21 protein-coding genes and 1 tRNA gene are annotated in these 24,514 nt (G+C 76.2%); 14 read left to right on the top strand and 8 right to left on the bottom strand.

Going from position 1 to position 24,514, the window contains the following annotated elements; genetic code table 11:
* The first annotated feature begins 203 nt into the window (after positions 1–203).
* The 4 genes from ACFQ80_RS11600 to ACFQ80_RS11585 are packed head-to-tail and all read left to right on the top strand — an operon-like array spanning position 204 to position 7,149.
* A complete protein-coding gene (locus ACFQ80_RS11600; protein WP_430563745.1) occupies positions 204–1,022 on the top strand; it encodes a hypothetical protein in 819 nt (272 codons plus the stop codon).
* Positions 1,022–2,752, top strand: coding sequence for a DNA polymerase Y family protein (locus ACFQ80_RS11595; RefSeq protein WP_430563744.1), 1,731 nt, complete (start codon positions 1,022–1,024; stop codon positions 2,750–2,752). The genes ACFQ80_RS11600 and ACFQ80_RS11595 overlap by 1 nt, the downstream gene beginning before the upstream one ends.
* On the top strand, positions 2,745–6,494 hold the full coding sequence (locus ACFQ80_RS11590) for an error-prone DNA polymerase (RefSeq protein ID WP_430563743.1): 3,750 nt from the start codon (positions 2,745–2,747) through the stop codon (positions 6,492–6,494). The genes ACFQ80_RS11595 and ACFQ80_RS11590 overlap by 8 nt, the downstream gene beginning before the upstream one ends.
* Before the next feature lie 49 nt (positions 6,495–6,543).
* The gene (locus ACFQ80_RS11585; protein WP_430563742.1) at positions 6,544–7,149 is read left to right on the top strand and encodes a GNAT family N-acetyltransferase; all 606 of its coding nucleotides are present in this window, start codon (positions 6,544–6,546) and stop codon (positions 7,147–7,149) included.
* A gap of 25 nt (positions 7,150–7,174) precedes the next feature.
* Here the strand turns inward: ACFQ80_RS11585 and ACFQ80_RS11580 are convergent, their stop codons facing one another.
* The 3 genes from ACFQ80_RS11580 to ACFQ80_RS11570 all read right to left on the bottom strand — a co-directional run bounded on the left by ACFQ80_RS11580 (position 7,175) and on the right by ACFQ80_RS11570 (position 8,754).
* Positions 7,175–7,636: an ArsR/SmtB family transcription factor gene (locus ACFQ80_RS11580; protein WP_430551820.1), complete on the bottom strand. Its 462-nt coding sequence runs from the start codon at positions 7,634–7,636 to the stop codon at positions 7,175–7,177.
* Positions 7,636–8,283: an SRPBCC family protein gene (locus ACFQ80_RS11575; RefSeq protein WP_430551821.1), complete on the bottom strand. Its 648-nt coding sequence runs from the start codon at positions 8,281–8,283 to the stop codon at positions 7,636–7,638. The genes ACFQ80_RS11580 and ACFQ80_RS11575 overlap by 1 nt, the downstream gene beginning before the upstream one ends.
* Positions 8,284–8,355: 72 nt before the next feature.
* Positions 8,356–8,754: a hypothetical protein gene (locus tag ACFQ80_RS11570; RefSeq protein WP_430551822.1), complete on the bottom strand. Its 399-nt coding sequence runs from the start codon at positions 8,752–8,754 to the stop codon at positions 8,356–8,358.
* Positions 8,755–8,789: 35 nt separating this feature from the next.
* On the opposite strand from ACFQ80_RS11570, the gene ACFQ80_RS11565 reads away from it, so the two are divergent.
* The gene (locus ACFQ80_RS11565; protein WP_430563741.1) at positions 8,790–9,464 is read left to right on the top strand and encodes a hypothetical protein; all 675 of its coding nucleotides are present in this window, start codon (positions 8,790–8,792) and stop codon (positions 9,462–9,464) included.
* A gap of 9 nt (positions 9,465–9,473) precedes the next feature.
* On the opposite strand, the gene ACFQ80_RS11560 is transcribed toward ACFQ80_RS11565, so the two are convergent.
* A complete protein-coding gene (locus ACFQ80_RS11560) occupies positions 9,474–10,391 on the bottom strand; it encodes a serine protein kinase RIO (RefSeq protein ID WP_430563740.1) in 918 nt (305 codons plus the stop codon).
* A gap of 218 nt (positions 10,392–10,609) precedes the next feature.
* Between ACFQ80_RS11560 and ACFQ80_RS11555 the strand changes: the two genes are divergently transcribed.
* A complete protein-coding gene (locus ACFQ80_RS11555; RefSeq protein WP_430563739.1) occupies positions 10,610–11,572 on the top strand; it encodes an MBL fold metallo-hydrolase in 963 nt (320 codons plus the stop codon).
* 14 nt (positions 11,573–11,586) lie between these two features.
* Here the strand turns inward: ACFQ80_RS11555 and ACFQ80_RS11550 are convergent, their stop codons facing one another.
* Positions 11,587–12,471 carry a metal-dependent hydrolase gene (locus tag ACFQ80_RS11550; protein WP_430551826.1) on the bottom strand — a complete coding sequence of 295 codons (885 nt, stop codon included), beginning with the start codon at positions 12,469–12,471 and terminating at the stop codon, positions 11,587–11,589.
* 160 nt (positions 12,472–12,631) lie between these two features.
* On the opposite strand from ACFQ80_RS11550, the gene ACFQ80_RS11545 reads away from it, so the two are divergent.
* Positions 12,632–12,716: transfer RNA gene (locus ACFQ80_RS11545), tRNA-Leu, on the top strand.
* A 71-nt stretch (positions 12,717–12,787) separates the two neighbouring features.
* Here ACFQ80_RS11545 and ACFQ80_RS11540 read toward each other — a convergent pair.
* Positions 12,788–13,642 (bottom strand): hypothetical protein, encoded by an 855-nt coding sequence (locus tag ACFQ80_RS11540; RefSeq protein WP_430563738.1) that lies wholly within the window; start codon positions 13,640–13,642, stop codon positions 12,788–12,790.
* 180 nt (positions 13,643–13,822) lie between these two features.
* Between ACFQ80_RS11540 and ACFQ80_RS11535 the strand changes: the two genes are divergently transcribed.
* The 6 genes from ACFQ80_RS11535 to ACFQ80_RS11510 all read left to right on the top strand — a co-directional run bounded on the left by ACFQ80_RS11535 (position 13,823) and on the right by ACFQ80_RS11510 (position 20,871).
* On the top strand, positions 13,823–15,007 hold the full coding sequence (locus ACFQ80_RS11535) for an AI-2E family transporter (RefSeq protein WP_430563737.1): 1,185 nt from the start codon (positions 13,823–13,825) through the stop codon (positions 15,005–15,007).
* Between the two features lie 38 nt (positions 15,008–15,045).
* Positions 15,046–15,648, top strand: a complete 603-nt coding sequence (locus tag ACFQ80_RS11530; RefSeq protein WP_430551829.1) for a GNAT family N-acetyltransferase — start codon at positions 15,046–15,048, stop codon at positions 15,646–15,648.
* A gap of 103 nt (positions 15,649–15,751) precedes the next feature.
* Entirely contained in the window at positions 15,752–17,140 is a 1,389-nt protein-coding gene (locus ACFQ80_RS11525; protein WP_430563736.1) for a flavin-containing monooxygenase, read from the top strand.
* On the top strand, positions 17,137–18,060 hold the full coding sequence (locus ACFQ80_RS11520; protein WP_430563735.1) for a bile acid:sodium symporter family protein: 924 nt from the start codon (positions 17,137–17,139) through the stop codon (positions 18,058–18,060). The genes ACFQ80_RS11525 and ACFQ80_RS11520 overlap by 4 nt, the downstream gene beginning before the upstream one ends.
* Positions 18,057–19,034, top strand: a complete 978-nt coding sequence (locus ACFQ80_RS11515; RefSeq protein WP_430563734.1) for an NAD-dependent epimerase/dehydratase family protein — start codon at positions 18,057–18,059, stop codon at positions 19,032–19,034. Before ACFQ80_RS11520 ends, ACFQ80_RS11515 begins: the two co-directional genes overlap by 4 nt.
* A gap of 205 nt (positions 19,035–19,239) precedes the next feature.
* Positions 19,240–20,871: an ABC-F family ATP-binding cassette domain-containing protein gene (locus ACFQ80_RS11510; protein WP_430563733.1), complete on the top strand. Its 1,632-nt coding sequence runs from the start codon at positions 19,240–19,242 to the stop codon at positions 20,869–20,871.
* A gap of 42 nt (positions 20,872–20,913) precedes the next feature.
* Here ACFQ80_RS11510 and ACFQ80_RS11505 read toward each other — a convergent pair whose 3' ends face one another.
* Positions 20,914–22,212 carry a lytic polysaccharide monooxygenase gene (locus ACFQ80_RS11505; RefSeq protein ID WP_430563732.1) on the bottom strand — a complete coding sequence of 433 codons (1,299 nt, stop codon included), beginning with the start codon at positions 22,210–22,212 and terminating at the stop codon, positions 20,914–20,916.
* Positions 22,213–22,324: 112 nt separating this feature from the next.
* Between ACFQ80_RS11505 and ACFQ80_RS11500 the strand changes: the two genes are divergently transcribed.
* Positions 22,325–23,692, top strand: coding sequence for a M20/M25/M40 family metallo-hydrolase (locus ACFQ80_RS11500; protein WP_430563731.1), 1,368 nt, complete (start codon positions 22,325–22,327; stop codon positions 23,690–23,692).
* A gap of 25 nt (positions 23,693–23,717) precedes the next feature.
* On the opposite strand, the gene ACFQ80_RS11495 is transcribed toward ACFQ80_RS11500, so the two are convergent.
* On the bottom strand, positions 23,718–24,503 hold the full coding sequence (locus ACFQ80_RS11495) for a fructosamine kinase family protein (protein WP_430563730.1): 786 nt from the start codon (positions 24,501–24,503) through the stop codon (positions 23,718–23,720).
* Between the last annotated feature and the right edge of the window lie 11 nt (positions 24,504–24,514).

The raw sequence follows: 24,514 nt of genomic DNA, 5'->3' as shown, positions 1-24,514 counted from the left end.
TCGGGAGCAGCGTACACGAGCGGGGAGTCCGTGCGGCCGACCTGCGCGGTTGACAGCGGCCGCCGCCGCGACGTCTACTGGCAGTGTTCGAACAGATGTTCGAACATGGTGATCGCGGTCGTGCCGTCGTCGGGCGGTCGTTGCTGGTCGTCGCTGGTCGTGGTCCGCCGGGCATCGCCCGGCGCAGCTCGGGGGGAGGTCGCGTGACGGTCGTCGCCCCGCCGCGTACCGCGGCCCAGCCGCTGTCCGACCGCCCGGTCGACCGGGCCGCCGTCGCGCGGGCCGCGCTGCGGGCGGCGGAGCAGCGCACCTCTCCCCGCGCCGCCCCCCGCACCGGCGAGCGCCTCGGCGGCGGCCGCGCGACGGTGCCGGGCGGCCGCCTGCTGCCGGTGCACCCGGGGTTGTCGGCCCTCCTGCCCGACGGCGGACTGGCCGCGGGCACGGTGCTCGCCGTCCGCGGCTCGACGACGCTCCTGCTCGCGCTGCTGGCCGAGGCGTCGCGGTCCGGGGCGTGGGTCGCGCTCGTCGGGGCGCCGGGCGTCGGGATGCTGGCCGCCGCGGACGCCGGGGTCGCGCTCGGGCGGACCGTGCTCGTCCCCGCCCCGGGCCCGGACGCGCCGGCGGCCCTCGCCGCGCTGCTCGACGGGATGGACGTGGTGGTCGTCGGCCCCGGCGCCGCCCTGCTCGACTCCGACCGGCGCCGCCTGGCCGCGCGCGCCCGGGAGCGGGGCGCGGTGCTGGTGGCGCAGGCGTCGTGGCCCGGCGCGCACGTCACCCTCGACGCGGGGGGCGGCACCTGGTCCGGCGTCGACCACGGGGCGGGCTGGCTGCGCCGCCGCACCCTGCGCGTGCGGCGCACCGGTCGCGGGGCCGCCGCCCGGCCCGTCGAGGTCGAGGTGGACGTGCCGCTGCGGGTGGAGCGCGTGGTCGGCGGCCCCGACGCGGTGGGCACGGCACCGGGCGCCGGCGTGCTCGCCGGTGCGCACGACCCCGCAGCGCCGGCTCGGCTGCGGGTGGCGTGATGGCGGGCGGGAAGGCCTCGTCCGGGGCGGCCCCGGCCGGGGCGACCTCGCGGACGGCCGTGCTGTGGGTCCCGGACTGGCCGGTGGTGGCGGCGCTGGCGGGCGCCGGCCTGGACGCGCACGTCCCCGCGGCGGTGCTCGGCGCCCGGTCAGGCGGCGGGGCGGGTGCGGGGCACACCGTCGTGGCCGTCTCCGCCGTCGCCCGCGCCCAGGGGGTGCGGCGCGGGATGCGGCGTCGGCAGGCGCAGGAGCGGTGCCCCGAGGTGGCGCTGCTGGCGGCCGACGACGCCCGCGACGCGCGGGAGTTCGAGCCGGTGGCGCTCGCGGCCGAGACGGTGGTGGCGGGCCTGGAGGTGGCCCGCCCGGGGCTGCTCCTGCTGCCGGCGGGCGGGGCGGCGCGCTACCACGGCTCCGAGCTCGCGCTGGCGCAGGCCCTGGTGGGCGCCGTCGCCGCGCGCACCGGGCACGAGAGCCAGGTGGGCGTCGCCGACGGGCTGCTCGCGGCGGTGCTCGCCGCCCGCGAGGACGCCGTCGTGCCCCCGGGAGGGTCCGCGGCGTTCCTCTCGGACCGCCCGGTGGGGGAGCTGGTGCACGCCGTCTGCGACCCGGCCGGGGTGGCCGCCGTCCGGGAGGCGGCCGGGCTGTGGTGGCGGCTCGGCCTGCGCACCCTCGGCGACCTGGCGGCCCTGCCCGCCGCGAGCGTGCAGGCGCGGTTCGGCGACCTCGGCGCCTGGGCGCAGCGGCTGGCCCGCGGCGACGACCTGCGCCCGCCGGCGCGACGTCGCATCGAGGAGGACCTGGCCGTCGCGGAGGAGCTCGACCCGCCCGCGCTGCGGGTCGACGTCGCGACCTTCGCCGCGCGCCGCCTGGCCACCGCGCTGCACGACCTGCTCGCCGTGCGCGGGCTGGCCTGCGGGCGGCTGCGGATCACCGCGCGCACGGCGGGCGTCGACCTCGGCGGGGACGACGTCGGCGGGGTCGTGGGCGGGGACGGCGAGGGCGCCGTGCTGGAGCGCGTGTGGCGCACGGACGACGCCGCGGCCGGCGGGATGAGCGCGGCGCGGATCACGGACCGCGTGCGGTGGCAGCTCGAGGGCTGGTTGACCGCGGCGTCCACCCGGCGCGGGGGTGAGGCCGACCCGATCGTCGCGCCGATCGCGCACCTGGCGCTGGCGGCGGAGGAAGTCGTCCCGGCGACCACCCACCAGCCGGGCCTGTGGGGCGCGGACGCGGGCGAGGGGGAACGTGCCCGGCGGGCGCTCGGGCGGGTGCAGGGCCTGCTCGGCGGGCACGCTGTGCTCACGGTGGAGCTGCAGGGCGGCCGCGGGCCCCGCGACCGGGTGCGGCTCGTGCCCTTCGGCACGGAGGGGGGCGCGGGTCGCGACCCCGGGCTGCCCTGGCCGGGCGCCCTGCCCAGCCCCGCGCCCGCCGGGCTGCCGGACGACCCGGTGCCCGCTCGGGTGCTCGACGCCGCGGGGCACGACGTCGTCGTGGACGCTCGGCTCGCGATGAGCGGCGAGCCCGCCGCCGTCGCGTGCGGGGACACGGGCGGGAGCAGGGGGCCGGTCGCGGTGACGGGATGGGCGGGTCCCTGGCCGCTCGCCGAGCGCTGGTGGTCCGGGGGCGGGGGCGCGCGCCGCGTCTACCTGCAGGCGGTGCTCGACGACGGGCGGGCGCTGCTGCTGGCGCAGACCGGCGGCGTGTGGCAGGTGGAGGCGTTCTATGACTGAGGCGGAGGTGCAGCGGAGGGTGGGGGCCGAGGGACGAGGTGCGCGCCAGGAGCGGAACCGCAGTCTCGGTCATCAGAGGGCGACGACTGAGCGGACGACCGGCGGGTACGCCGAGCTGCACGCCCACTCGGCGTTCAGCTTCCTCGACGGCGCGTCCCACCCGGAGGAGCTGGCGGCCGAGGGCGCGCGCCTCGGGCTGGAGGCGCTGGCCCTGACCGACCACGACGGGCTGTACGGGGTGGTGCGCTTCGCGGAGGCCGCGCGGAAGGTGGGGCTGCCCACGGTCTTCGGGGCCGAGCTGCACCTGCCGGCTCCCGCGACCCCCGGCGCGGCGCCGGGCACCGCCGGGAGCCGGCCGGTGCTCGACCCGCCCACCGGCGTCCCCGACCCGCGTGCCACCCACCTGCTGGTGCTGGCGCGCGGCGACCAGGGCTATCGCAACCTGTCCCGCGCGATCGCGACCGCCCACCTGGAGGCGGGGGTCAAGGGCAAGGCCCGGTACGACCTCGAGGGCCTCGGGGCCGAGGCCAGCGGCGAGTGGCTCGTGCTCACCGGGTGCCGCAAGGGGGCCGTCCGACGCGCGCTCACCGCCCCCGCGGGCGGCGTCGACGCGGCGCGGCGCGAGCTCGACCTGCTGGTCGCCACGTTCGGCCGCGACAACGTGGCCGTCGAGCTGACCGCGACCGGGGACCCGCGGGACGCCGACCTGCACGACGCGCTCGTCGGCCTGGCCCACGACGCGCGCCTGCCGGTCGTCGCGACCGCGAACGCGCACTACGCCCGCCCGCGCGACGCCGACCTGGCGGGCGCGCTCGCCGCCGTGCGGGCGCGCTCCTCGCTGGACGGCCTGGACGGCTGGCTGCCCGGTGCCCCGGTCGCACACCTGCGCTCGGCCGCCGAGATGCGGGCGCTGCACCGGCGCCACCCGCGGGCCGTCTCCACGGCGGCGGGGCTCGCGGCGGAGTGCGCCTTCGACCTGCGCCTGGTGGCGCCGGACCTGCCCCCCTACCCGGTGCCGGACGGGCACGACGAGGCCAGCTGGCTGCGCGAGCTGGTGCGGCGGGGCGCCACCGACCGGTACGGGCCGCGCCCCGCCCCCGGCGTCCCCGGTGACGAGCGCGCCTGGGCGCAGATCGACCACGAGCTGCGCGTCATCGAGGAGCTGACCTTCCCCGGGTACTTCCTCGTCGTCTACGACCTCGTGGAGTTCTGCCGCCGGGAGGGCATCCTGTGCCAGGGGCGCGGGAGCGCCGCCAACTCGGCGGTCTGCTACGCGCTCGGCATCACCGCGGTCGACGCCGTGAAGCACGGCCTGCTGTTCGAGCGCTTCCTCGCGCCCGAGCGCGACGGCCCGCCGGACATCGACATCGACATCGAGTCCGGGCGCCGCGAGGAGGTCATCCAGCACGTCTACGCGACGTTCGGGCGCACGCACGCGGCGCAGGTCGCGAACGTCATCTCCTACCGGCCGCGATCGGCCGTGCGCGACGCGGCCCGCGCGCTCGGCTACGACGTCGGGCAGCAGGACGCCTGGAGCAAGTCCATCGAGCGCTGGGGATCGCTGCGCGGGCCGGACCCGGCCAGCCCGGCGGCCGACGCCGCGGCCGGGGTCGCGCGGGCGGCGGCGGGCGCACCGGAGAACCGGACGGCGGCCAAGGACGCGCGCGTGGCCGCGCTGTGGGGGCCGGCGGAGACGCTCCCGGACGGACAGCTCGAACAGAGAGGACAGAGAGGACAGGGAGGACAGGGCGGGGGCCGCGCCGACCGCCCGCACGCGGGTCACCAGCCCGGGCGCGGCCGCCGCGACTGGTCGCCGACGCTCGGCCACCGGCAGGGCCCCCGGCCCCACGGCGACGAGGGCCGCCGGCGGGTCGTGGACCCGCTCGCGACGGACGAGGGCGAGGTGCGCCGCGCCGACGACGCCCACGACGTCGTGCCCGCGCAGCGCCCCCCGTCGGCGCAGGAGGAGGGGCAGATCCCCGGCCCGGTGCTCGACCTGGCCGAGCGCATGCTGCGCCTGCCGCGCCACCTGGGCATCCACTCCGGCGGGATGGTCATGTGCGACCGCCCGGTGATCGAGGTCTGCCCCGTGGAGTGGGCGCGGATGGAGGGGCGCACGGTGCTGCAGTGGGACAAGGAGGACTGCGCGGACGCCGGGCTGGTGAAGTTCGACCTGCTGGGTCTGGGGATGCTCACCGCCATCCGGTACGCGTTCGACTCGATCGAGGCGCACACCGGCGAGCGGCTCACGCTGCACGGCCTGCCCGACGACGACCCGGCGGTCTACGACCTGCTGTGCGCCGCCGACACGGTCGGGGTGTTCCAGGTGGAGTCGCGCGCCCAGATGGCCACCCTGCCGCGCCTGCAGCCGCGGACGTTCTACGACATCGTCATCGAGGTCGCGCTCATCCGGCCCGGTCCCATCCAGGGCGGCTCCGTGCACCCGTACATCGAGCGGGCGCGGGGCAGGGAGAAGGTGACGTACCTGCACCCGCTGCTGGAGAGCTCCCTCGGCAAGACCAAGGGGGTGCCGCTGTTCCAGGAGCAGCTCATGCAGATGGCGATCGACGTGGCCGGCTTCACCCCTGCCGAGTCCGACCGGCTGCGCCGGGCGATGGGCTCCAAGCGGTCGGTCGAGCGGATGGAGGCCCTGCGCGGGCGCCTCATGGAGGGGATGCGGGCGAAGGGGGTGGACGACCCGGCCGTGCGCGAGGAGATCTACGACAAGCTCAAGGCGTTCGCCGACTTCGGGTTCCCCGAGTCGCACGCCTACTCGTTCGCCTACCTCGTGTACGCGAGCTCCTGGCTCAAGGTGCACCATCCCGCCGCGTTCTACGCCGGCCTCCTGGCCGCGCAGCCCATGGGGTTCTACTCGCCGCAGTCGCTGGCCGCCGACGCGCGCCGGCACGGGGTGCAGGTGCTGCGTCCGGACGTCAACGCCTCCCGCGCGCTGGCCTGCGTGGAGCGTTCGGCGGAAGGCGGGGACGACGGTTCCGCCCGCGAGAATGACGATTTCGGGCCGGCGCCCGACCCGGCGCTGGCCGTCCGGCTGGGGTTGTCGGCGGTGCGGAGCATCGGGGACGACCTGGCCGAGCAGATGGTCGCGGAGCGGGAGGAGCGGGGCCCGTTCCGCGACCTGCGCGACCTGGCCCGCCGGGTCGGGCTCAGCACCGCCCAGCTGGAGGCGCTCGCGACCGCCGGGGCCACGGAGGGCCTCGGCGCCGGACGTCGGGAGGCGCTGTGGGCGGCCGGGGCGCTCGGCCAGGAGGGGCCGGGCACGTTGCCTGGAGTGTCCGTGGGGGTCGACGCCCCGACGCTGCCGGGCATGACCCCGGTCGAGACGGACGTCGCCGACGCCTGGGCCACGGGCATCACGCCCGGCTCGACGTCGCCGCTGGAGCACGTGCGCGACGGGCTGGAGCGGGCGGGGGTGCTCACCGTCGCCGGGGTGTGCGCCACGGAGCCCGGCCGGCGGGTGGCGGTGGGCGGCGTCGTGACGCACCGGCAGCGCCCGGGCACGGCGGGCGGCGTGACGTTCCTGTCGCTCGAGGACGAGACGGGGCTGCTCAACGTCATCTGCACGGCGGGGCTGTGGCGCCGCTTCCGGACCGTGGCGCGCGGCGCCCCCGCGATGGTGGTCCGGGGCCGGGTGGAGAGTGCCGACGGGGCGGTCAACCTGCTCGCGGAGCACCTCGCGCCGCTGCGGCTGCCCGTCGCGACCCGGTCGCGGGACTTCCGGTGACCACACGCCCCGCGGGCGGCGGGCCGGTCCGGTGCCTAGCCTGGCGGGCATGATCTCCGGGCTCCGGGTCGCTCCGGCCGGGGCGGACCGGTTCGACGACGTGGTGACGATGCTCAACCCGCGCGGCCGGCCGCAGGCGTGCTGGTGCCTGCACTGGCGCCAGCCGCGCGGGCTGCCCGCCGACGGACGTCGCGACCACCTGCGCGACCTGACCGGCCGCACCCCGGCACCCGGGCTCCTCGCGCTCCTCCCCGACCCGGAGCGTGGCGACGAGACGGTCGTGGGATGGGTGGGCCTCGCGCCGGTGTCCGCGTCGTCGTCGCTCCAGCACAGCCGGGTGCTGCCCCGCGTCGACCCCGCCGAGCGGCCGACGACGTGGGCCGTGATGTGCTTCGTCGTCCGGCCCGGGTACCGCCGCCGCGGCGTCGCCCGAGCCCTCCTGGCCGCGTCCGTGGACTACGCCCGCGACCACGGGGCGCACGCCGTCCAGGGGTTCCCGGTGGAACCCGAGCCGGGGCGCCGCGTCCCGGTCGGCGCGGCGTTCGTGGGCACGGTGGGCCTGTTCGAGTCCGTGGGCTTCGACCGGGTCGGCGACACGTCCGCGACGAGCGGCCGCCTGCCGCGGTGGGTCATGCGCCGGGAGCTGCTCCCTTGACCGACCGGGTCGTGGACGGGCCGGCTCAGCCCGTCCTGTCCGCGGCGTCCTCCTCGCGGGGGCTCGTGGCGCGGCGTCGGGCCCGCCGGCCGCGGGCGACCTCGGTCTCGAGGGCGTCGAGCGGCTGGGCGAACGGGTCGCCGAAGCGCGCCAGCCACAGGCGCACGACGTCGAGCCCGGCGTCGTCGACAGCGTAGAGACGGCGCGCGCCCTCGGCCCGGACGGTGACGAGACGCGCGTCCCGCAGCACCCGCAGGTGCTGCGAGACGGCCGGCTGCGAGATGCGGGTCTCCGCGCGCAGGGCGTCGACGAGCGCGCCCGCGGGTCGCTCGCCGCCGGCGAGCAGCTCGAGCAGGCGCCGCCGCACGGGGTCGCCCAGAGCCTCGAACGGACCCCGCGGCAGGGCTTCGACGGGGCCGCGCGGCGCGGGCCGTGCGACCCCCAGGGCCTCGGGGGCTGCCCCCGCCGACGCCGCGGCGCGCGGCATCAGGCCTCCGGCACCGTGGTGTAGAAGGCGACCGTGCGCTCGGCCGCCGCGCGGGCGGCGTCCGGGTCGTCCCCGTCGGCGATCGCGGCGTCGGCCCAGCCCGCGGCGGCGAGCCGGGAGAACGCGACGCCCTCGGGCGAGAGCGACCAGGCCTCCGCGGCCTTCGGGTCGATCGCGCCGGTCGGGTCCGCGACGTGCAGCCCCAGCCCGACGAGGCCGAGGTCCCAGCCGACGCCGGTGGCGCCCGGGCCGTACTGGTCCCAGAGCTCCTGGGGGACGACGGCCTCGTGCACGAGCTCGAGGACGGTGCTGTCGCCGTCGTCCGTCAGGGCGACGGTCAGCCACGAGACGGAGCCGCCGAACTCCCAGGTGACGGCGAAGCTCGCGGGGGCGTCGCAGCGCTCGACGATGCCTCCGGCGTTCCCCTCGAGCTGGTAGCGCCCGCCGACGGTCAGGTCGCCGCTGACGGGGAGGAACCAGCGGGGGATGCGTGCGGCGGAGGTGACGGCGTCCCACAGGTCGTCACGGTCCGTGGCGTAGGCGCGGCGGGCGACGGCGATCTTCGTGGGCGTGCCGTCCCGCTCGCCGGTGCGGATCTCCCGCGCCACGAGCCCCGCGGTGGCGACCGGGTCGATGGTGATGGTCATGGCGACTCCTTGATATAAGCGGACACTTATATATAACCATGTGCCGACGCCCGGGGGAAGAGGCGGACGGCGTCAGTCCAGGGGAGCGACGACGCAGATCTCGAAGGTCCCGCGTCCGCGCCGCAGGAGGTAGCGGCACCTCTCGTCGGCGATCTCGGCGGCGAGCTCGTCCCGGTACGACCAGCGGACCTCGATCCACAGCAGGGCCCAGCCGACCTCCTCGACGGCCACGAGCTCGGGCAGCGCCGCGACGGCCTCGCGTGCCCGCGGGGCGGCCGGGCGCTGCCTCCACAGGCCGAGCACGTCCTCGGGGGACGTGAGGACGGTCGAGCCCTCCTGGTCGACGAGGAGGGCGGGCAGGTCGTAGCGGTCGGTGACCGCCTCGAGGTCCTCCGCGCCGAGGACCAGGCCCAGGTCCGCGAGGAAGGAGGCGAGCGCCTCGCCGTCGTACGAGCCCGTCGGATCCGCCATCCGATCACGGTAGCCCCGTGGCATGATCGGCGCCCATGAGCCGCCGTCACGCGCGAGCCCTGGCGCCCGCCGTCGTCGCCCTGCTGGCCGTGGGCCTGTCCGCGAGCGGGTGCGCCGACCCGGCCGGGGGTTCCGGGCCGTCGTCGTCCGGCGTCTCGGACGCTCCCGCGACCGGCGAGCAGGTCGCCGAGGCGGCCGAGCTCTGGGGTGCCGCCCCGCAGTACGTGCTGACGACGGCGGCTGACGGGTTCGAGGCGGTGCCGTCCGCCGCCGGGGTCTTCGGCGCCGACGGCTTCTCCGTCCAGTTCGGCGGCCGGGCCGGGCACACGTTCATGTTCTCGGCCGTCGAGGGAGCGATGACCGCGGACGACTGCGCGACCGTCGCGGTCATGGACGTCGGCGGGGGCGAGGTCGGCGGGCCCGTGACGTGCGTCGAGGAGGACGGGGCGCTCCGCAGGACGGCCGGGGACGCGGAGGAGTACGCCGTCGTGCGCGACGGCGTACTCGTGCGGGTCTCCGGGAGCTCCGCCGACCACGAGGCGCTGCGCGAGGCGGCCGGGAACGTCCACGTGCCGACGAGCGGCGAGCTCGCCGCGCTCGTCGAGGGCACGCCCGTGGATCCCGGCGCCGTGGATCCCGGCGCCGTGGAGCGCGGCGACCTGCCGCCCGGCGACGGCGCTCCGGACAACTCCGTCGACGCGGGCGGCTGACGGGCGCCGTCACCAGGCCTGGGCGAAGACGTCGGCGAACAGCACGTCCGGGTCCGCCTCGAGGCCGCGGGACGCGAACCACGTGCACACGTTCCGGCAGTCGCGGTGCAGCAGTTCCGCGCCGAACGGGTTCGCCACGAGGTCCACGACCTGGGGCAGGTCGATGATCACGAGGCGGCCGCCGTCGTCCGGCGTGCCGTCCTCGCCGGTGCCGTCGACCAGGATGTTGTACGGCGACAGGTCGCCGTGCGCCCACCCGAGCCGTGCGATGACGCCCATCCCGTGCCGCAGCTGCTCGAACCAGTCGGCGAGGAGCGACGGGTCGGGGCGGGTGCGGGCGAGGCGCGGTGCGGCCTCGACCGTGCCGTCCGCCGACTCCCGGCCGACGAACTCGAGCAGCAGCTCGGTGCCGTCGATCTGCACGGGGTAGGGCACGGGGGCTCCGGCGTCCCACAGGCGGGACAGGGCGAGGAACTCGGCGTCCGCCCACTGGGTCGCGGCGACGGCCTTGCCCCACGAGGACTTGCGGTCCTCGATGGCGCGCTGGTCGCGGGTGCGGCGCACGCGCCGCCCGTCGGTGTACTCGCCGTCCCGGTGGAACTGGCGGTGGTCGCGGCCGCGGTACCGCTTGGCGGCCAGCAGGCTGCGACGGGTCGGGTCGTCGGGCACGGCGCGCTCGACGAGGAAGACGTCCGCCTCCTTGCCGGTCTTGAGCACGCCGAGCTCGGTGTCGAGCGCGGCGTCGGCGGTGACGACCCAGTCGGGACGGGGCTCGGGGCCGCGTTGGCCCTTGGTGACGGCGGTCCAGGTGGACCACCGCTGGTCGGGGCCGGGCTCCACGGGGAGCTCGACGCCGAGGTCTGCCTCGAAGGAACCGGGGGATGAGGCGGGGGAGAAGGGGAAGGTCGAGGGGGTGTGCTGGTGCACGCGAGACTCCTGCTCAGGTCGAGGAGCTCGGGCGCGGCCCCTCAGGATCGGGTGGTGTCCGCCCGCCGGAGAGCCTCCGGGAGGGCGCGCGAGACGACGTCGTCCATCGGTCTGCCCTCCTTCACGTGCGGGCCCGCGCCGATCGCGTGCCGCCTGCGGGGAGCATGGCAGGGGCCGCCCGCGGCGGTCCACGTCTTTTTCGTCCGTAGGGTGCGGGGATGGGGTTCGTACCGGTCGTGGAGGGTGTCCCGGGCGTCGAGGACGTCCTGGTCCGCACCGCCCGGCGGCTGCGCACCACGACCACCCTGGTGCTCGCTCCCGGGGGCGGCGCCGTCGACGACGGTCGCGCGGCGCTCCTGGTCGACCCGGCGTGGGACGCCGACGAGCTCGTGGCGGTCGCCGACGAGACGAGCGCCCGGGGCGGCCGGCTCGTCGCCGGGTACTCGACGCACGCCCACCACGACCACCTCCTGTGGCACCCGCGTCTCGGCCCCGAGGTGCCGCGCTGGGCGACGGCGCCAGCGGCGCTGGTCGCTCGGCGGGAGCGTCCACGGCTGCTGACGGAGGCGCGCGCCGACGCCGGGAGGTACGGGGGAGCCGGGCACCCGGCCGAGGTGCTCGACCTCCTGGGGCGCGTCGCGCCCGTCCCGGCGGGCGAGCGTGGCGTCCCCGACCCGGACGGCGTCCTGCCGCCCACCGAGCTCGTGGTCCACGACGGCCACGCCCCCGGGCACGGCGCGCTCTGGCTGCCCCGCAGCCGCGTGCTGGTGGCGGGGGACGTGCTGAGCGACGTCGAGCTCCCGCTGCCGCTCGACGAGATCGCGGGCGGCGGCACTGTGGCGAGCACGGAGGCGAGCACGGAGGCGGGCTCGGTGGCGGGCTCGGTGGCGGGCTCGGAGGTGAGCAGGGAGGCGAGCAGGGAGGCGAGCAGGGAGGGCAGCGCGGTGCGCGACGTCGAGCGCTACCTCGCCGGGCTGGACCGGCTCGCGCCGTACGCGGCCCGGTGCGCCGTCGTCGTACCGGGGCACGGGACGCCGACGGCGGACGCGGTGGCCCGCCTCGACGCCGACCGTCGCTACCTCGACGCGGTGCTGGCGGGCCACGCCGTCGACGACCCGCGACTGGTGCTGCCGGGGGCCGCGGAGGAGGACCGCAGGCTGCGTGCCGCGCTGGCGCGCTGACGCGGGCGTGCCGGTCAGCCGCCGAAGGTGCCGGCCCAGGCGGCCGTGACCTGCTCCCAGACCGGCTGGGTGTCGAAACCCATCTGTCCCAGGACGGCCCAGGCCACGCCGGCGACCGCGTAGAGGCTGACCGGCGTCATGACGAGCCACTCCCGCCACGACCCGGCGTCGCCGAGGATCGGCAGCGAGAGGTTGCCGCCGTCGCGCCACACGTCGTCGAAGGGCAGCACCCGGTAGCGCCGGACCCAGTAGGGGGAGCGGAACTTCAGCGGCCACAGGAGGGGGACGCCCGCGGTGGTGACGAGGTCTCCGAGCACGTGCACCGTGCAGCCGAGCGCGACGGCGAGCGGCATCCAGTTCCACTCCTCGGGGGCGAAGACGGCCACGCACGCGGCGAGGAGCAGCGACAGCGTCCAGGTCCACCAGCGCTTGCCGCCGGTGACCTTCCAGGCGCGCAGCGCGAACGCGATGAGCAGGACGGCCATGACGCCGGGGCCGACCAGGACCTCGCCGAACGTCTCCGTGCTGATCGAGACCATGCCCATCACCCACGCGATCGCGGTGAAGACGGCGATGCCGAGGATGGAGTGGGTGCCGTTGCGGTGCCCGCCGGACACGGTCGCGACGAGCTTGGTGACGCCCTCGGAGACAGGGGGGAGCGAGTGCGCGATGGTGCCGCTGTGGTGATCGGCGTCGGGCAGCAGCGCGGCGCCCGCGCAGACCAGCGCGCCGGTCATCACCCCGACCTCGGAGACCGGGTGCCAGCCGAACGCGAACGGCGCCGTCGACGTGACGGCGACCCAGGCGGCCGCTCCCGACGCGGCGTGGTGCCCACCCATCATGACCTGCGGCGCTCCCGTCCACGGCTGCCGGTTCGCCGCCGTCGTCCCGTTCCTCACCCTTGACCGGTTGGTCCGGGCCGGGCAGGACGCTACACGTCGGCACCGACGCGCGAGCCTGTGACCAGGGACGGGCGTCGCGGTTTGCGAGAGGCCGCCCCCGCCGTGCTATGTTTTTCCCCGCACCGAGACGGCGCCGAGGCGCTGTCGAGGTCCACTCGTCCGGGTGGCGGAATGGCAGACGCGCTAGCTTGAGGTGCTAGTGCCCTTTATCGGGCGTGGGGGTTCAAGTCCCCCTCCGGACACTCGTTGAGACAGCGACGAACCAGCCCCCGGGGTCCACAACCCGGGGGCTTTTTCGTGCCCGGGCACGCGCTCATCTCACCGTCCCGACCCGTGTGGTCCCGACCCGTGTGGCGTATGCCGCGAGAGCCGCACGGGTCTTGGTCTCCTGGGGCGCACCGAGGTCGACGCCCTGGCTCGCGAGGAACACCTTCGTCTCCGCCGCAGCCTGGAACGCCGCGGCCGGCGCCGCCTTGGCCGACAGCTCGAGGATGCGGTCGCCGTCGGGCAGGAACCACAGCTCGGCGGTCATGGGCCGGGGCAGCCCCGCGGGCGCGAACCGGGCCTTGAGCAGGGTGACGGGGCCCAGCACGCGCAGGTCGTCGAACCCGACGCCGGCCGGGAGGCGCGGCTCGAGCAGCGAGAGCTGCGTCCGGTCGAGCAGGCCGGGCAGGCGACCGACGTCGTCCAGCAGGGCGCGGACGTCGTCGTCGGGGAGCCGGCGCGTGGACGAGCACGAGCAGGTGAACCCGGCCGGCGACGCGTCCACCTCGACCTTGAAGCCGTCGGCCCGCCGCGCGCGGCCGGGGACGTCCGCCGGCAGCATCGGCCGCACCTTCGCGGTGACGTCGCCGGCCTTGCGCTGCGTGCGCCGGGCGCGGACGACGAGCCCGGCGGCGGACAGGTCGAGCGCGGGCGTGTCGAGGAACGCGACCTGGCGGATCGTCGCGTCGAGCGCGTCGATCCCGAGCCGGTCCAGCACGCGGCGATGGTCCGCACCGGGCACGGTCAGCTTCAGCTCGACCGCGTCGACGTCGGGCAGGACGGCGAGGACGGCTGCGAGCGTCTCGGCGTCGTACGCGGGCACCGGCGCGGACGTCGGCGCCGACGGCGCCGACGGCGCCGACGGGTCGAGGATGCTGTGAGGCTGCGGGGACGTCCCGGTCATGGTGGGCTCCTCCTGTCGCCGGGCGACGTGGGTCCATGGTCCGGCGACGGCGGCGCTCGCGCACCGGGCCACCGGTCGGGCGGGAGAAATTCACCCGGGCGGGCGGCGCGCGTCGTCCTCCCACGACGGGCGGGCGCCGTGCGGCAGACTGGGCGGACGATCGGCGAGAGGAGCGCACGGGTGGCGAAGCGCACGAGCGAGAACGTCCCGGCCTGGCTGCGGACGTCGGCCGGCTGGTCGTGGAGGCTCATCGCCCTGACCGCGGCGGTCGCGCTCGTGTTCTGGGCGACGGTGCAGGTGCAGCTCGTCTTCGTGGCGGTCTTCCTCGGGCTCGTGTTCGCGTCGGTGCTCAACCCCGTCGCGGACTTCTACGCCAAGGTCATGCCGCGCCCGCTGGCCACCGCGCTCGCGATCCTCAGCGCGTTCCTCGTGCTCGGCGGCCTCCTCACGTACGTCGTCGCCTCCGTGGCCGGGCAGTGGGAGAACCTCGCCGGCCAGTTCGACACCGGCGTGCAGCAGATCCTCCAGTACGTGGAGAGCGGGCCGTTCGGGCTGTCCGTGACCGGCGACCAGATCAACGAGTGGATCGACCAGGGCCGGCAGTGGGTCGCCGACAACGCCGACTCGCTGGTCAGCCAGGCGGCGCAGAGCGCGGGCTCGGTCTTCGAGGGCTTCGCCATCTTCGCCCTGTCGATCTTCTGCACGGTCTTCTTCGTCGCGTCGGGCGGCAAGATGTGGCGCTGGTTCCTGGGCCAGATCCCGGAGGAGCACCGCACCCGGTGGCAGGCCGCCGCGGGAGCCGGCTGGTACAGCTTCTCCGGCTACGCGCGCGGCACCGTGATCATCGCCTTCGTCGACGGCGTCCTGGCGTTCATCCTGCTGACGATTCTCGGGGTGCCGCTCGCGGCCCCCCTGGCCGTGCTGGTCTTCATCGGTGCGTTCATCCCGCTGATCGGCGCGCCGCTGGCGATGATCATCGCGGCCGTCGTCGCGCTCGCGGCCAACGGGTTCGTCACGGCGCTCATCGTCACGATCGGCATCGCGCTCATCGGGCAGCTCGAGGGGCACGTGCTGCAGCCGCTCATCATGGGCAAGCAGGTGGCGCTGCACCCGCTGGTCATCGGCCTCGGGGTCACCGCCGGCACCGTGCTGGCCGGGATCCTCGGCGCGATCATCGCGGTCCCGCTCATGGCGGTCGCGTGGACCGTGTTCTCGACGCTGCGGGGCGACCGGCCGCACCCCGAGCTCGACGAGCCGCCCGGGCCGGGCGACAGGCCGCTCGCCGTGGCCCCGATCCTCGCGCCGCCGGACGCCGCCGCGGCAGGCGGGGCCACCGAGGGATCCGAGGAGACCCCGGACAAATAGCGATGAAGCCGTCGGGCCCGGCGTGCCACGATGCCCCGATGGAGCCGTTCGTCCTCGCTACCGACCGCGTCCGCCTGTCCGTCCCGACCTCCGCCGACGTCGACCGCATCGCCGACATCTGCGCGGACCCCGCGATCGCGCGGTGGACCACGGTGCCGTCGCCGTACACGCGCGACGACGCGGTCGGGTTCGTCGACAGGTTCGTCGCCGACGGCTGGGCCGAGGAGAAGGACTTCACCTGGGCGGTCCGCGCGCCAGGGGCTTCGGACACCCCCGTGCTGGCGATGGTCGGGATCTCGCGGGAGGGCGCGCCGGGCGTGCAGCCCGCGGGCGAGCTGGGCTTCTGGTGCGCCCCGGACGCCAGGGGCCGGGGGCTGATCACCGATGCGGCACGGCTCGTGGTCGACTGGGCCGTCGACCCGGAGGGCCTCGGCCTCGGTGTCGTGCGCTGGCGCGCGAACGTGGGCAACTGGGCGTCACGTCGTGTCGCCTGGAAGCTCGGCTTCCGCTACGAGGGGCTGCTCCGTCGTTTCGGCGCGCAGCGGGGCGTGCTGCAGGATTCCTGGGTGGCGTCGTACGTCCCGGGCGACCCGCGCGAGCCGAACGAGCCGTGGCCCGCGGAGGCCTCGTCGGCCGCCTGACCGGTCGGCTTTGGGCGCGCTCGTCCCCGGACCGTATGCTCCCTGCGCGCAAGGGCGCGGATCGAGGCACGCACGGCGCGCGCCGGGAGCATGGAGGCTGGCGATGGGGCTGGAACGACGGGTCGCGGTGATCGGGGCGGGGCCGTCGGGCCTGGCCGCCGCGCGGGCGCTGGACCGCGCCGGGCTCGCCTTCGACGGGTACGAGGCCCACACGGACGTCGGCGGGCTGTGGGACATCGACAACCCGCGCTCGACCGTCTACGAGTCCGCGCACCTCATCTCCTCGCGCACCACGACGCAGTTCGACGAGCTGCCGATGGACTCCGCAGCCGACTACCCGAGCCACCGCGAGCTGCTGCGCTACTTCCGCGCCTACGCGGACGAGTTCGGGCTGCGGGAGCGCTTCCGCTTCGGCACGCGCGTGACCGCGGTCGTGCCGGCCGACGGCGACGACACCGGCCGCAGCGGCTGGGTGGTGCGGTCCGAGCCCGCCGGCCCGGCGTCGGACCCGACGGCCGGAGCCGTCGAGCGCACGTACTCGCACGTCGTCGTCGCGAACGGCACGCTCGCCGAGCCGAACGTGCCGACCCTCCCCGGGGAGTTCGCCGGCGAGGTGCTGCACTCGAGCGCGTACAAGAGCGCGGACGTGCTCGAGGGCAGGCGGGTCCTCGTCGTCGGGGGCGGCAACTCCGGCTGCGACATCGCCGTGGACGCCGTCCACCGCGCCGCGTCGGTCGACCTGTCGGTGCGGCGTGGCTACTGGTTCGTGCCGCGCTACCTGCTGGGCCGACCGACCGACACGCTCAACCAGGGCCGGCCGCTCCCCGCCCGGATCAAGCAGGCCGTCGACTCCCGTCTCCTGCGACTCCTCAACGGGGACCCGCGCCGCTTCGGCTTCCCCGAGCCGGACCACAGGATCTACGAGTCGCACCCCGTGGTGAACTCCCTCGTGCTGCAGCACGCCGGGCAGGGCGATCTGCGGGTGCGGGCCGACGTCGACCGGTGCGAGGGCCGGACGGTGCACTTCGCCGACGGCAGCAGCGACGACTACGACCTCGTGCTGCTCGCCACCGGCTACCGGCTCGACTACCCGTTCCTGGACCCGCGCCACCTGGCCTGGTCCGGCCCCGGCTCGGGCACGGCGCCGCGGCTGTTCTGCAACATCGTGCCGCCGTCGGGCAACGGGCTGTTCGTCGTCGGGATGCTCGAGGCGTCCGGCATCGGCTGGCAGGGCCGCGCCGAGCAGGCCGAGCTGGTGGCGCGCTACCTCGCGGCCGAGGCGGCCGGCACCGGCGGCGACACCGCCGCCCGCGCGCGGGCCGTGCGCTTCCGACGGCGCCTGACCGAGCCGTGGCCGGACCTGACCGGCGGCTACCGCTACCTCGGGCTGGAGCGGATGAGCTACTACGTGAACAAGGACGCCTACCGGCGCACGGTGCGGCGCCTCGCGGCCGAGCTGGCCCCCGCGCCGTCCGGGGAGGGCACGGCGTGAACATCGACGACGTCGCCGTCCGCTTCGCGCCCGGGTCGATGGTCGCCCTCGACCTCGTGCTCGGCCTCATCATGCTCGGCATCGCGCTCGACACGTCGCCCGCGGACTTCCGGGCGCTGCGCCGCGCGCCGCGGGCGGCCGTGCTGGCGCTGGTCGCGCAGCTCGTCGCGCTCCCCGCCGTGACCTTCGGGCTCACGCTGCTGCTCGACGTGCAGGCGTCGGTCGCGCTCGGCATGATCCTCGTCGCGTGCTGCCCGCCCGGGAACGTGTCCCAGGTGCTGACGCACCGCTCGGGCGGCAACGTGGCGCTGTCGGTCTCGCTCACCGCCGTCGGGAACGCGATCTACATCGTCGCGATGCCGCTCAACCTCGCCCTGTGGGGGTCGCTGCACCCGACGGCGGGCGCGATCCTCACCGACGTGCGCCTGGACGCGGGACAGATGCTGCTCGAGATCCTCCTGGTCATCGGGGTGCCGTTCGCCGTCGGGATGCTCGTGCGCACCCGCTGGCCCGCGCTCGCCGCGCGGGTGCACCGCCCGGTGCGCTGGGTGAGCCTCGTGGCGCTCGTCGGCTTCATCGTCGCGGCGCTCGCGGGCAACTTCGCGGTCTTCGTCGCCTCCATCGGCGTGGTCCTGCTGGCCGTGTTCCTGCACGACGCCGCCGCCCTGGGCCTGGGGTACCTCGCCGGGAGGGCGGGCCGCCTCGGGGCGCGGGAGGTCAAGGCGGTCACGTTCGAGGTCGGCATCCGCAACGCGGGCCTCGGGCTCGGCCTCGTGTTCACGTTCTTCGGCGGGCTGAGCGGCATGGCCGTCGTCGCCGGCTGGTGGGGCGTCTGGGACATCGTGGCCGGGCTGGCGCTGGCGACCGTCTGGGCGCGCCGGACCCGGGCCCGCGCGGCCCGCACGGAGGTGGCGGCATGAGGCGCGTCCTGGTCACCGGCGGCGCCGGGTTCCTCGGGTCGCACGCGGTGGCGGCCCTCGCGGCGCACGACGACGTCGCGCACGTCGTCGCCGGCGACCTGCGCGAGGCCCGGGTGCCCGACGGCGCCGCGTGGGAGCGGCTCGACGTCACGGACCCCGCCTCGGTGCGCCGGGTGATCGACGCGCACGACGTCGACACGGTGGTGCACCTCGCGGCCATCGTGAACCCGGGCACCCTCGACGCCGCGACCGAGCGGGCCGTCGACGTCGACGGCACCCGGAACGTCCTCGACGCCTGCGTGGCGGCCGGGGTCCACCGGGTGGTGATCTCGTCCTCGGGAGCGGCCTACGGCTACCACGCGGACAACCGGGTGCCGCTGACCGAGGCCGACCCGGTGCGCGGCAACGAGGAGTTCACGTACTCGCGCCACAAGCGCGAGGTCGAGGAGATGCTCGCGCGGTACCGCGCCGACCACCCGGGCCTGGGCCAGGTGGTGCTGCGCATCGGGACGATCCTCGGCCCCGGCGTCGACAACCAGATCACGGCCCTGTGGGAGACGCGCAGGCTGCTGCGGGTGCGCGGTGCGGAGAGCCCGTTCGTCTTCGCGTGGGTCGACGACGTCACCGGCGCGGTGGTCGCCGGCGCGACCGGGGCGACCACGGGCACGTTCAACGTGTGCGGCGACGGCGCGATGACCGTGGCCGACATCGCGGCGCGCCTCGGCCGGCCCACGCTGGACGTCCCGGCGTGGGCGCTCGCCGCCGCGCTGCGCGTCGGGCACGCCCTGCGCCTCACGGTGCACGGGCCGGAGCGCGTCGGGTTCCTGCGCTACCGGCCGGTGCTCGACAACTCCCGGCTCAAGGCCGAGCTGTACGAGCCGCGGCTGACGTCGCGCGAGGCGTTCGACACCTGGGTGCGCGGCCGGGGCACGCCGGAGCCGGAAACAGGTGGCCCCCGTGCGGAGGTCGGGTAGCATCGACGCCGTCCCCGCGGCCTCCGCCGCGCGTGAGAGGGGACGGCTCCAGGACGAGAGGCGCACCACAGCGATGACGGGCATCCGGACGACCGCCTAGCGCGTCGACCCCGAGGCTCCCCGCCGCCAGCACGCTCGAGTGCCGGCCCGAGGAGCGGCGTCGACGCACCCGCCGTCCGCCGTTCCCGCACCGCTGGAGTCCTCCGTGCCCGCTACCCATCCCTCCGTCGTCCTGCAGGACGTCACCTTCTCCTGGCCCGACGGGGCCACCCCGATCGCCGGCGTGTCCGGCGCCTTCTCCCGCGGCCGCACCGGCCTCGTCGGTCTCAACGGCGCGGGGAAGTCCACCCTGCTGCGCCTCGTCGCCGGGCGCCTGCGACCGACGTCCGGGTCGATCACCGTGTCCGGCGTCGCGGACTACCTGCCGCAGCGCCTCACCCTCGACACGGACGCCACGGTCGCGGACCTGCTCGGCGTGCGCGACGTCGTCGACGCGGTGCGCGCCATCACCGCCGGCGAGGTGCCCGAGGACCGCCTCGCCGCGCTCTTCGACGTCGTCGGCGACGGCTGGGACGTCGAGGAGCGCGCCCACGCCGAGCTCGCCGGCACGGGGCTGCCGTCCGGCGACGGCGTGCTCGACCGCCCGGTCGGCACCCTCTCGGGCGGCGAGGCGATGCTCGTCGCCGTCACCGGTGTGCGGCTGCGCGGCGCGGACGTCGCGCTCCTGGACGAGCCGACCAACAACCTCGACGGCGCCGCCCGCGAACGGCTGCACGAGATCGTGCGCACGTGGCGCGGCGCGCTCGTCGTCGTCTCGCACGACCGGGAGCTGCTCGAGCTGGTCGACGAGACCGCGGAGCTGCGCACCGGCTCCCTCACCACCTACGGCGGCACGTACGCGCAGTACGAGGAGCACCTGGCGGCGCAGCAGGAGGCGGCGCGGGCCGCCCTGCGCGACGCCGAGCAGGTCCTGCGCCGCGAGAAGCGGGAGCGGATCAAGGCCGAGGAGCGCATCGCCCACTCCGAGCGCCGGGGCCGCAAGGACGTCGTGGAGCGCCGCTACGTCAAGGCGGCGATCAACGACCGGCGCAACTCCGCGGAGAAGTCGCAGGCAGCCCGCCGCGGCCAGGCCGCGGGGAAGGAGTCCGACGCCCGGGCCGCGGTCGAGGCCGCGGAGCTCTCCGTGCGTGCCGACGACCGCATCGTCGTCGACCTGCCCGACCCGGACGTGCCCGCGGGCCGGCGCCTCGCCGTCCTGCGCGGCACGGACGGACGCGAGGTCGTGCTCGCCGGGCCGGAGCGCGTGGCGCTGACCGGCCCCAACGGCGTCGGCAAGACGACGCTGCTGGAGCGGCTCGTCGGGGTCGCGCCCGGGGGCACCGACGTCGGCACGGGGGCGGTCGCCGACGCGCTCACCGACCGGGTCGGCTACCTGCCGCAGCGGCTCGACGTGCTCGACGACGACCAGACGGTGCTCGACGCCGTGCGGACCGGCGCGCCGGACGTCGCGCCCGGGGAGCTGCGCAACCGGCTGGCGCGGTTCCTCGTGCGCGGCGACCAGGTGGGCCGCCCGGTCGCGACGCTGTCGGGCGGCGAGCGGTTCCGCGTCACCCTCGCGCGGCTGCTGCTGGCCGACCCGCCCGCCCAGCTGCTGGTCCTCGACGAGCCCACGAACAACCTCGACATCGCCAGCACGGACCAGCTGGTGCAGGCGCTCGCCGCGTACCGGGGCGCGCTGCTGGTGGTGAGCCACGACCGGGCGTTCCTCGACCGGCTCGGACTCGACGCCGAGCTGGTGCTGGCCGCGGACGGGACGCTCTCCGAGCGGCGGTCGTAGCCGCCCGGCGAGCGCCCGGGCCTTGGTCCGGTCGTCGTGCGGTCAGGTGCAGGCCAGCGCGCCGTCGGCGGGCGCCTGGCCGGCCCCGACGAAGCCGACCGTCACGCTCTGGCCCGCGCCGACGTGCGCGGTCCACGCCACCGGGGTGACGACGCCGCCCGCCAGCTCGCCGCCCCACATGTTCGTGGAGGTGATGCCGGCGGCGTCGACCTCCCACGTCGCCAGGTCGGCGTCGCCGGCGGTGACCACGATCTGGCCCTGGTAGCCGCCGGACCACGAGCTCGTCGTGGTGTAGGCCGCGGTGCACGCGCCGTCGGTCGTCCCGCCGTCGTCGGTCGTCGTGGTGAAGGAGGCCGTCGGCGTGGGGTCGGACACCGCCCCGGTGTCGTCGTTGCGGGCCCGCACCGTCACCTCGTAGGTCGAGCCGGGGTCCAGCCCGGTGAGGTCGACCATGGGTGACTCGTCGGTCGCCGCGAGGACCTCGCCCGTGGCGGCGTCGAGCACGTCGTACCCCGTCACGCAGCCGGTCCGGGAGACGCCCCACATGAGGTGCGCCCGGGTGGCACGCACGTCGTGGGCCATGACCTCGCCGGGGACTCCCGGGGCCTCGTCCGGGCAGGCGGGCGGGTCCACGGGCCCGGTGTCGTCGCCGATGCCGGTGACCTCCCCGTCGCCGCCGTCGAACTCCACGTCCGAGCAGCTGTAGAAGTTCTCGCTGCTGTCCGAGCGCACCCAGTGCGTGAAGACGACGTGGCTCCCGGTGCGGTCGGCGGGCAGGGTGACGTCCCAGTAGTAGTAGTTGTCGCCTCCCGGGCCGCCGGTGTCCGGCGGGTCCGTCACGGAGTCGACCAGCTCGAGGTCCGCCCACCCGAGCGGCTGGGTCGGGTCGAAGCCCTCCCTCGTCACGTAGACGTCGAACCGGCCCGGGTGCTCGGCCCAGTTGTTGTGCTGGAACTCGTACGTGGCGCCCGCGGTGAGGTGCGTCGTCGGCCAGTCGGTGCGCGGCGCGTTGAACGCGGAGAAGTCGTACGGTCCCCGGTCGCCGCCGGAGCAGATGGTGCCGTCGGGGATGTACCCCTCGGTGCGGCCGGCGCCGTTCGAGTCCAGGTTGCCGAACCAGTTGTAGTAGGCGTTCGGTCCGCTCTCGGCGAGCGCGTCGGCGCACGCGGGGTTGCTCGGGGCGAGCTGTCCGTTCGGGGTCTGGGCGTCCACCCAGCACAGGTACTGCCGGGAACCGGGGAACACCTCCGCCCCGTGGGCGGCGGCGGGCTGGCCGACGACGGCGACGACGCCGACGGCGGCGAGCACGGCTGCCGCGAGGGATGCCGCGAGTCTTCGCATGATGGTCCTCCTCCTCGAGGTCCGTGGGTGCGTGGGCACGACGGTGGTCCACGGTGCGGACGGCGTCACCCCGGCTAAACGTTTCGCGCACGCGCGCCGGTACGGTGTCGGGGTGACGTCCCAGCCCCTCGCCCCGCGCCCGAGCACGCCTCCCACGACGCCCCCGTCCGCGCACCCCTCCGCCGAGCAGGAGGTGGTGGGCATCTGTCGTGACCTGCTGCGGATCGACACGTCCAACTACGGCAACGGCGAGGGGCCGGGGGAGCGACGGGCGGCGGAGCTCGTCGCCGGGCTGCTCACCGAGGTGGGGCTCGAGGTGGAGCTGTTCGAGTCGGAGCCCGGCCGCACGTCGGTCGTGACGCGGCTCGAGGGCACGGACCCGAGCCGGCCCGCGCTGGTGCTGCACGGGCACACGGACGTGGTGCCGGCCGCGGCCGACGACTGGTCCGTCGACCCGTTCGGCGGCGAGGAGATCGACGGGCTCCTGTGGGGCCGCGGCGCGGTGGACATGAAGGACATGGACGCGATGATCCTGTCCGTCGTGCGGCAGATGGTCCGCGAGGGGCGCCGCCCGGCGCGCGACGTCGTCGTCGCCTTCTTCGCCGACGAGGAGGCCGGCGGCGTGCGCGGCGCGCAGTGGGCCGTGCGGCACCGGCCCGAGCTCTTCGAGGGCGCCACCGAGGCGATCAGCGAGGTGGGCGGCTTCTCCGTCGAGGTCGGCGGGCGGCGCGCCTACCTGCTGCAGACGGCGGAGAAGGGCCTCGCCTGGCTCCGGCTCGTGGCCGACGGCCGGGCCGGCCACGGCTCCCAGGTGAACGCCGAGAACGCCGTGACCGAGCTCGCCGCGGCGGTCGCGCGGATCGGGCAGCACCCGTGGCCGTACACGCTGACCCCGACGGTGGAGAAGCTGCTGCGCGGGGTCTCCGACCTCACGGGGCTGCGGTTCGACGGCGAGGACCCCGCCGCCGTGGACGCGCTCGTCGCGGCGCTGGGCCCGGCCGCGAAGTTCGTGGGCGCCACGGTGCGGCACACGTCCAACCCCACGCAGCTGGACGCGGGCTACAAGGCGAACGTCATCCCCGGGCGGGCCGAGGCCACCGTCGACGTGCGCCTCCTGCCCGGCCACGAGGAGGAGGGGATGGCGACGCTGCGCGAGCTCGCCGGTCCCGCCGTGCGCGTCGAGCCGATCCACCAGGACACCGCGCTCGAGGTGCCGTTCTCCGGCGACCTCGTGGACTCGATGGTCGCCTCCCTCCTCGCCGAGGACCCGGGGGCCGCGGTGCTGCCGTACACGCTCTCGGGCGGCACCGACAACAAGTCGCTGTCGCGGCTCGGCATCACCGGGTACGGCTTCGCCCCCCTGCGCCTGCCCGCCGACCTCGACTTCTCCGGGATGTTCCACGGCGTCGACGAGCGGGTGCCGGTCGACTCGCTGCGCTTCGGCACGCGCGTGCTGGACCGCCTGCTGCGCGACTGCTGAGCGGCGTCGCCGTCGGACGCCGCCGTCAACCGCCCAGCCGGGCGAGCAGGTGGCGCGTCTGCTCGACGTACCCGCCGCCGAAGAGCACGGCGTGCACGGCGAGCGGGTACAGCTGGTGCAGCGGGATCCGCTCACGCCACCCGGGGGCGAGGGGCCACGCGGCCTCGTAGCCCGCGAGGACCGCGTCGAGGTGCGGCGCCCCGAAGAGCGCCAGCATGGCGAGGTCGGCCTCCCGGTGCCCGCCGTGGGCGGCCGGGTCGATGAGCACCGCCTCGGCGGAGCCTCCCGGGCCCCGCGACCACAGCACGTTCCCGGACCAGAGGTCGCCGTGCACGCGGGCCGGCGCCTCTCGCGCCGCGGGGCCCGCGAGGACGCCGAGCCGACCGCACACCCGCTCGACGGCGGCCGCGTCCTGCGCGGTGAGCACGCCTCGCTCCCGGCCCTGCGCGACGACGGGCCGGAGCCGGGCGTGCGCGTAGAAGGCGGGCCAGTCGCCCCAGGTCCCCGCCACCAGGGGCAGGGGGTCGTCGAGCGGACCGAAGTACCCGCGCCCCGCGCCGGGCGGAAGGACGCCGAACCCGGCGGCGCCCGCTCGGTGCAGCACGGCGAGGCGACGGCCCAGGTCGCGGGCGGCGTCGGGCGTGGGGCGCGCCGGGTCGACGCGCTCCAGGTCGAGGTGCTCCGCTCCGTGCTCCAGCACCCGGGCGACCCGCGGGCCGCCCGGCACGGTGAGCCAGCGGAGCCCGGCCGCCTCGGTGGCGAAGAACCCCGGCGGCGCGTGCGCCCGCGACTTGCGGAAGGCGTCGGCCATACGTCCTGACC

Source organism: Isoptericola sp. NPDC056578, assembly GCF_042793275.1.
Classification (GTDB): domain Bacteria; phylum Actinomycetota; class Actinomycetes; order Actinomycetales; family Cellulomonadaceae; genus Isoptericola.
This window is presented reverse-complemented; position numbering and strand designations above follow the sequence as displayed.

What these genes read in the sequence shown, in the direction of transcription:
- ACFQ80_RS11495 (WP_430563730.1), bottom strand. Translation starts at nt 24,503, where the DNA reads ATGGCCGACGCCTTCCGCAAGTCGCGGGCGCACGCGCCGCCGGGGTTC.
- ACFQ80_RS11525 (WP_430563736.1), top strand. Translation starts at nt 15,752, where the DNA reads ATGGGGCTGGAACGACGGGTCGCGGTGATCGGGGCGGGGCCGTCGGGC.
- ACFQ80_RS11505 (WP_430563732.1), bottom strand. Translation starts at nt 22,212, where the DNA reads ATGCGAAGACTCGCGGCATCCCTCGCGGCAGCCGTGCTCGCCGCCGTC.
- ACFQ80_RS11580 (WP_430551820.1), bottom strand. Translation starts at nt 7,636, where the DNA reads ATGCCGCGCGCCGCGGCGTCGGCGGGGGCAGCCCCCGAGGCCCTGGGG.
- ACFQ80_RS11565 (WP_430563741.1), top strand. Translation starts at nt 8,790, where the DNA reads ATGAGCCGCCGTCACGCGCGAGCCCTGGCGCCCGCCGTCGTCGCCCTG.
- ACFQ80_RS11530 (WP_430551829.1), top strand. Translation starts at nt 15,046, where the DNA reads ATGGAGCCGTTCGTCCTCGCTACCGACCGCGTCCGCCTGTCCGTCCCG.
- ACFQ80_RS11540 (WP_430563738.1), bottom strand. Translation starts at nt 13,642, where the DNA reads ATGACCGGGACGTCCCCGCAGCCTCACAGCATCCTCGACCCGTCGGCG.
- ACFQ80_RS11555 (WP_430563739.1), top strand. Translation starts at nt 10,610, where the DNA reads ATGGGGTTCGTACCGGTCGTGGAGGGTGTCCCGGGCGTCGAGGACGTC.
- ACFQ80_RS11590 (WP_430563743.1), top strand. Translation starts at nt 2,745, where the DNA reads ATGACTGAGGCGGAGGTGCAGCGGAGGGTGGGGGCCGAGGGACGAGGT.
- ACFQ80_RS11595 (WP_430563744.1), top strand. Translation starts at nt 1,022, where the DNA reads ATGGCGGGCGGGAAGGCCTCGTCCGGGGCGGCCCCGGCCGGGGCGACC.
- ACFQ80_RS11585 (WP_430563742.1), top strand. Translation starts at nt 6,544, where the DNA reads ATGATCTCCGGGCTCCGGGTCGCTCCGGCCGGGGCGGACCGGTTCGAC.
- ACFQ80_RS11575 (WP_430551821.1), bottom strand. Translation starts at nt 8,283, where the DNA reads ATGACCATCACCATCGACCCGGTCGCCACCGCGGGGCTCGTGGCGCGG.
- ACFQ80_RS11570 (WP_430551822.1), bottom strand. Translation starts at nt 8,754, where the DNA reads ATGGCGGATCCGACGGGCTCGTACGACGGCGAGGCGCTCGCCTCCTTC.
- ACFQ80_RS11515 (WP_430563734.1), top strand. Translation starts at nt 18,057, where the DNA reads ATGAGGCGCGTCCTGGTCACCGGCGGCGCCGGGTTCCTCGGGTCGCAC.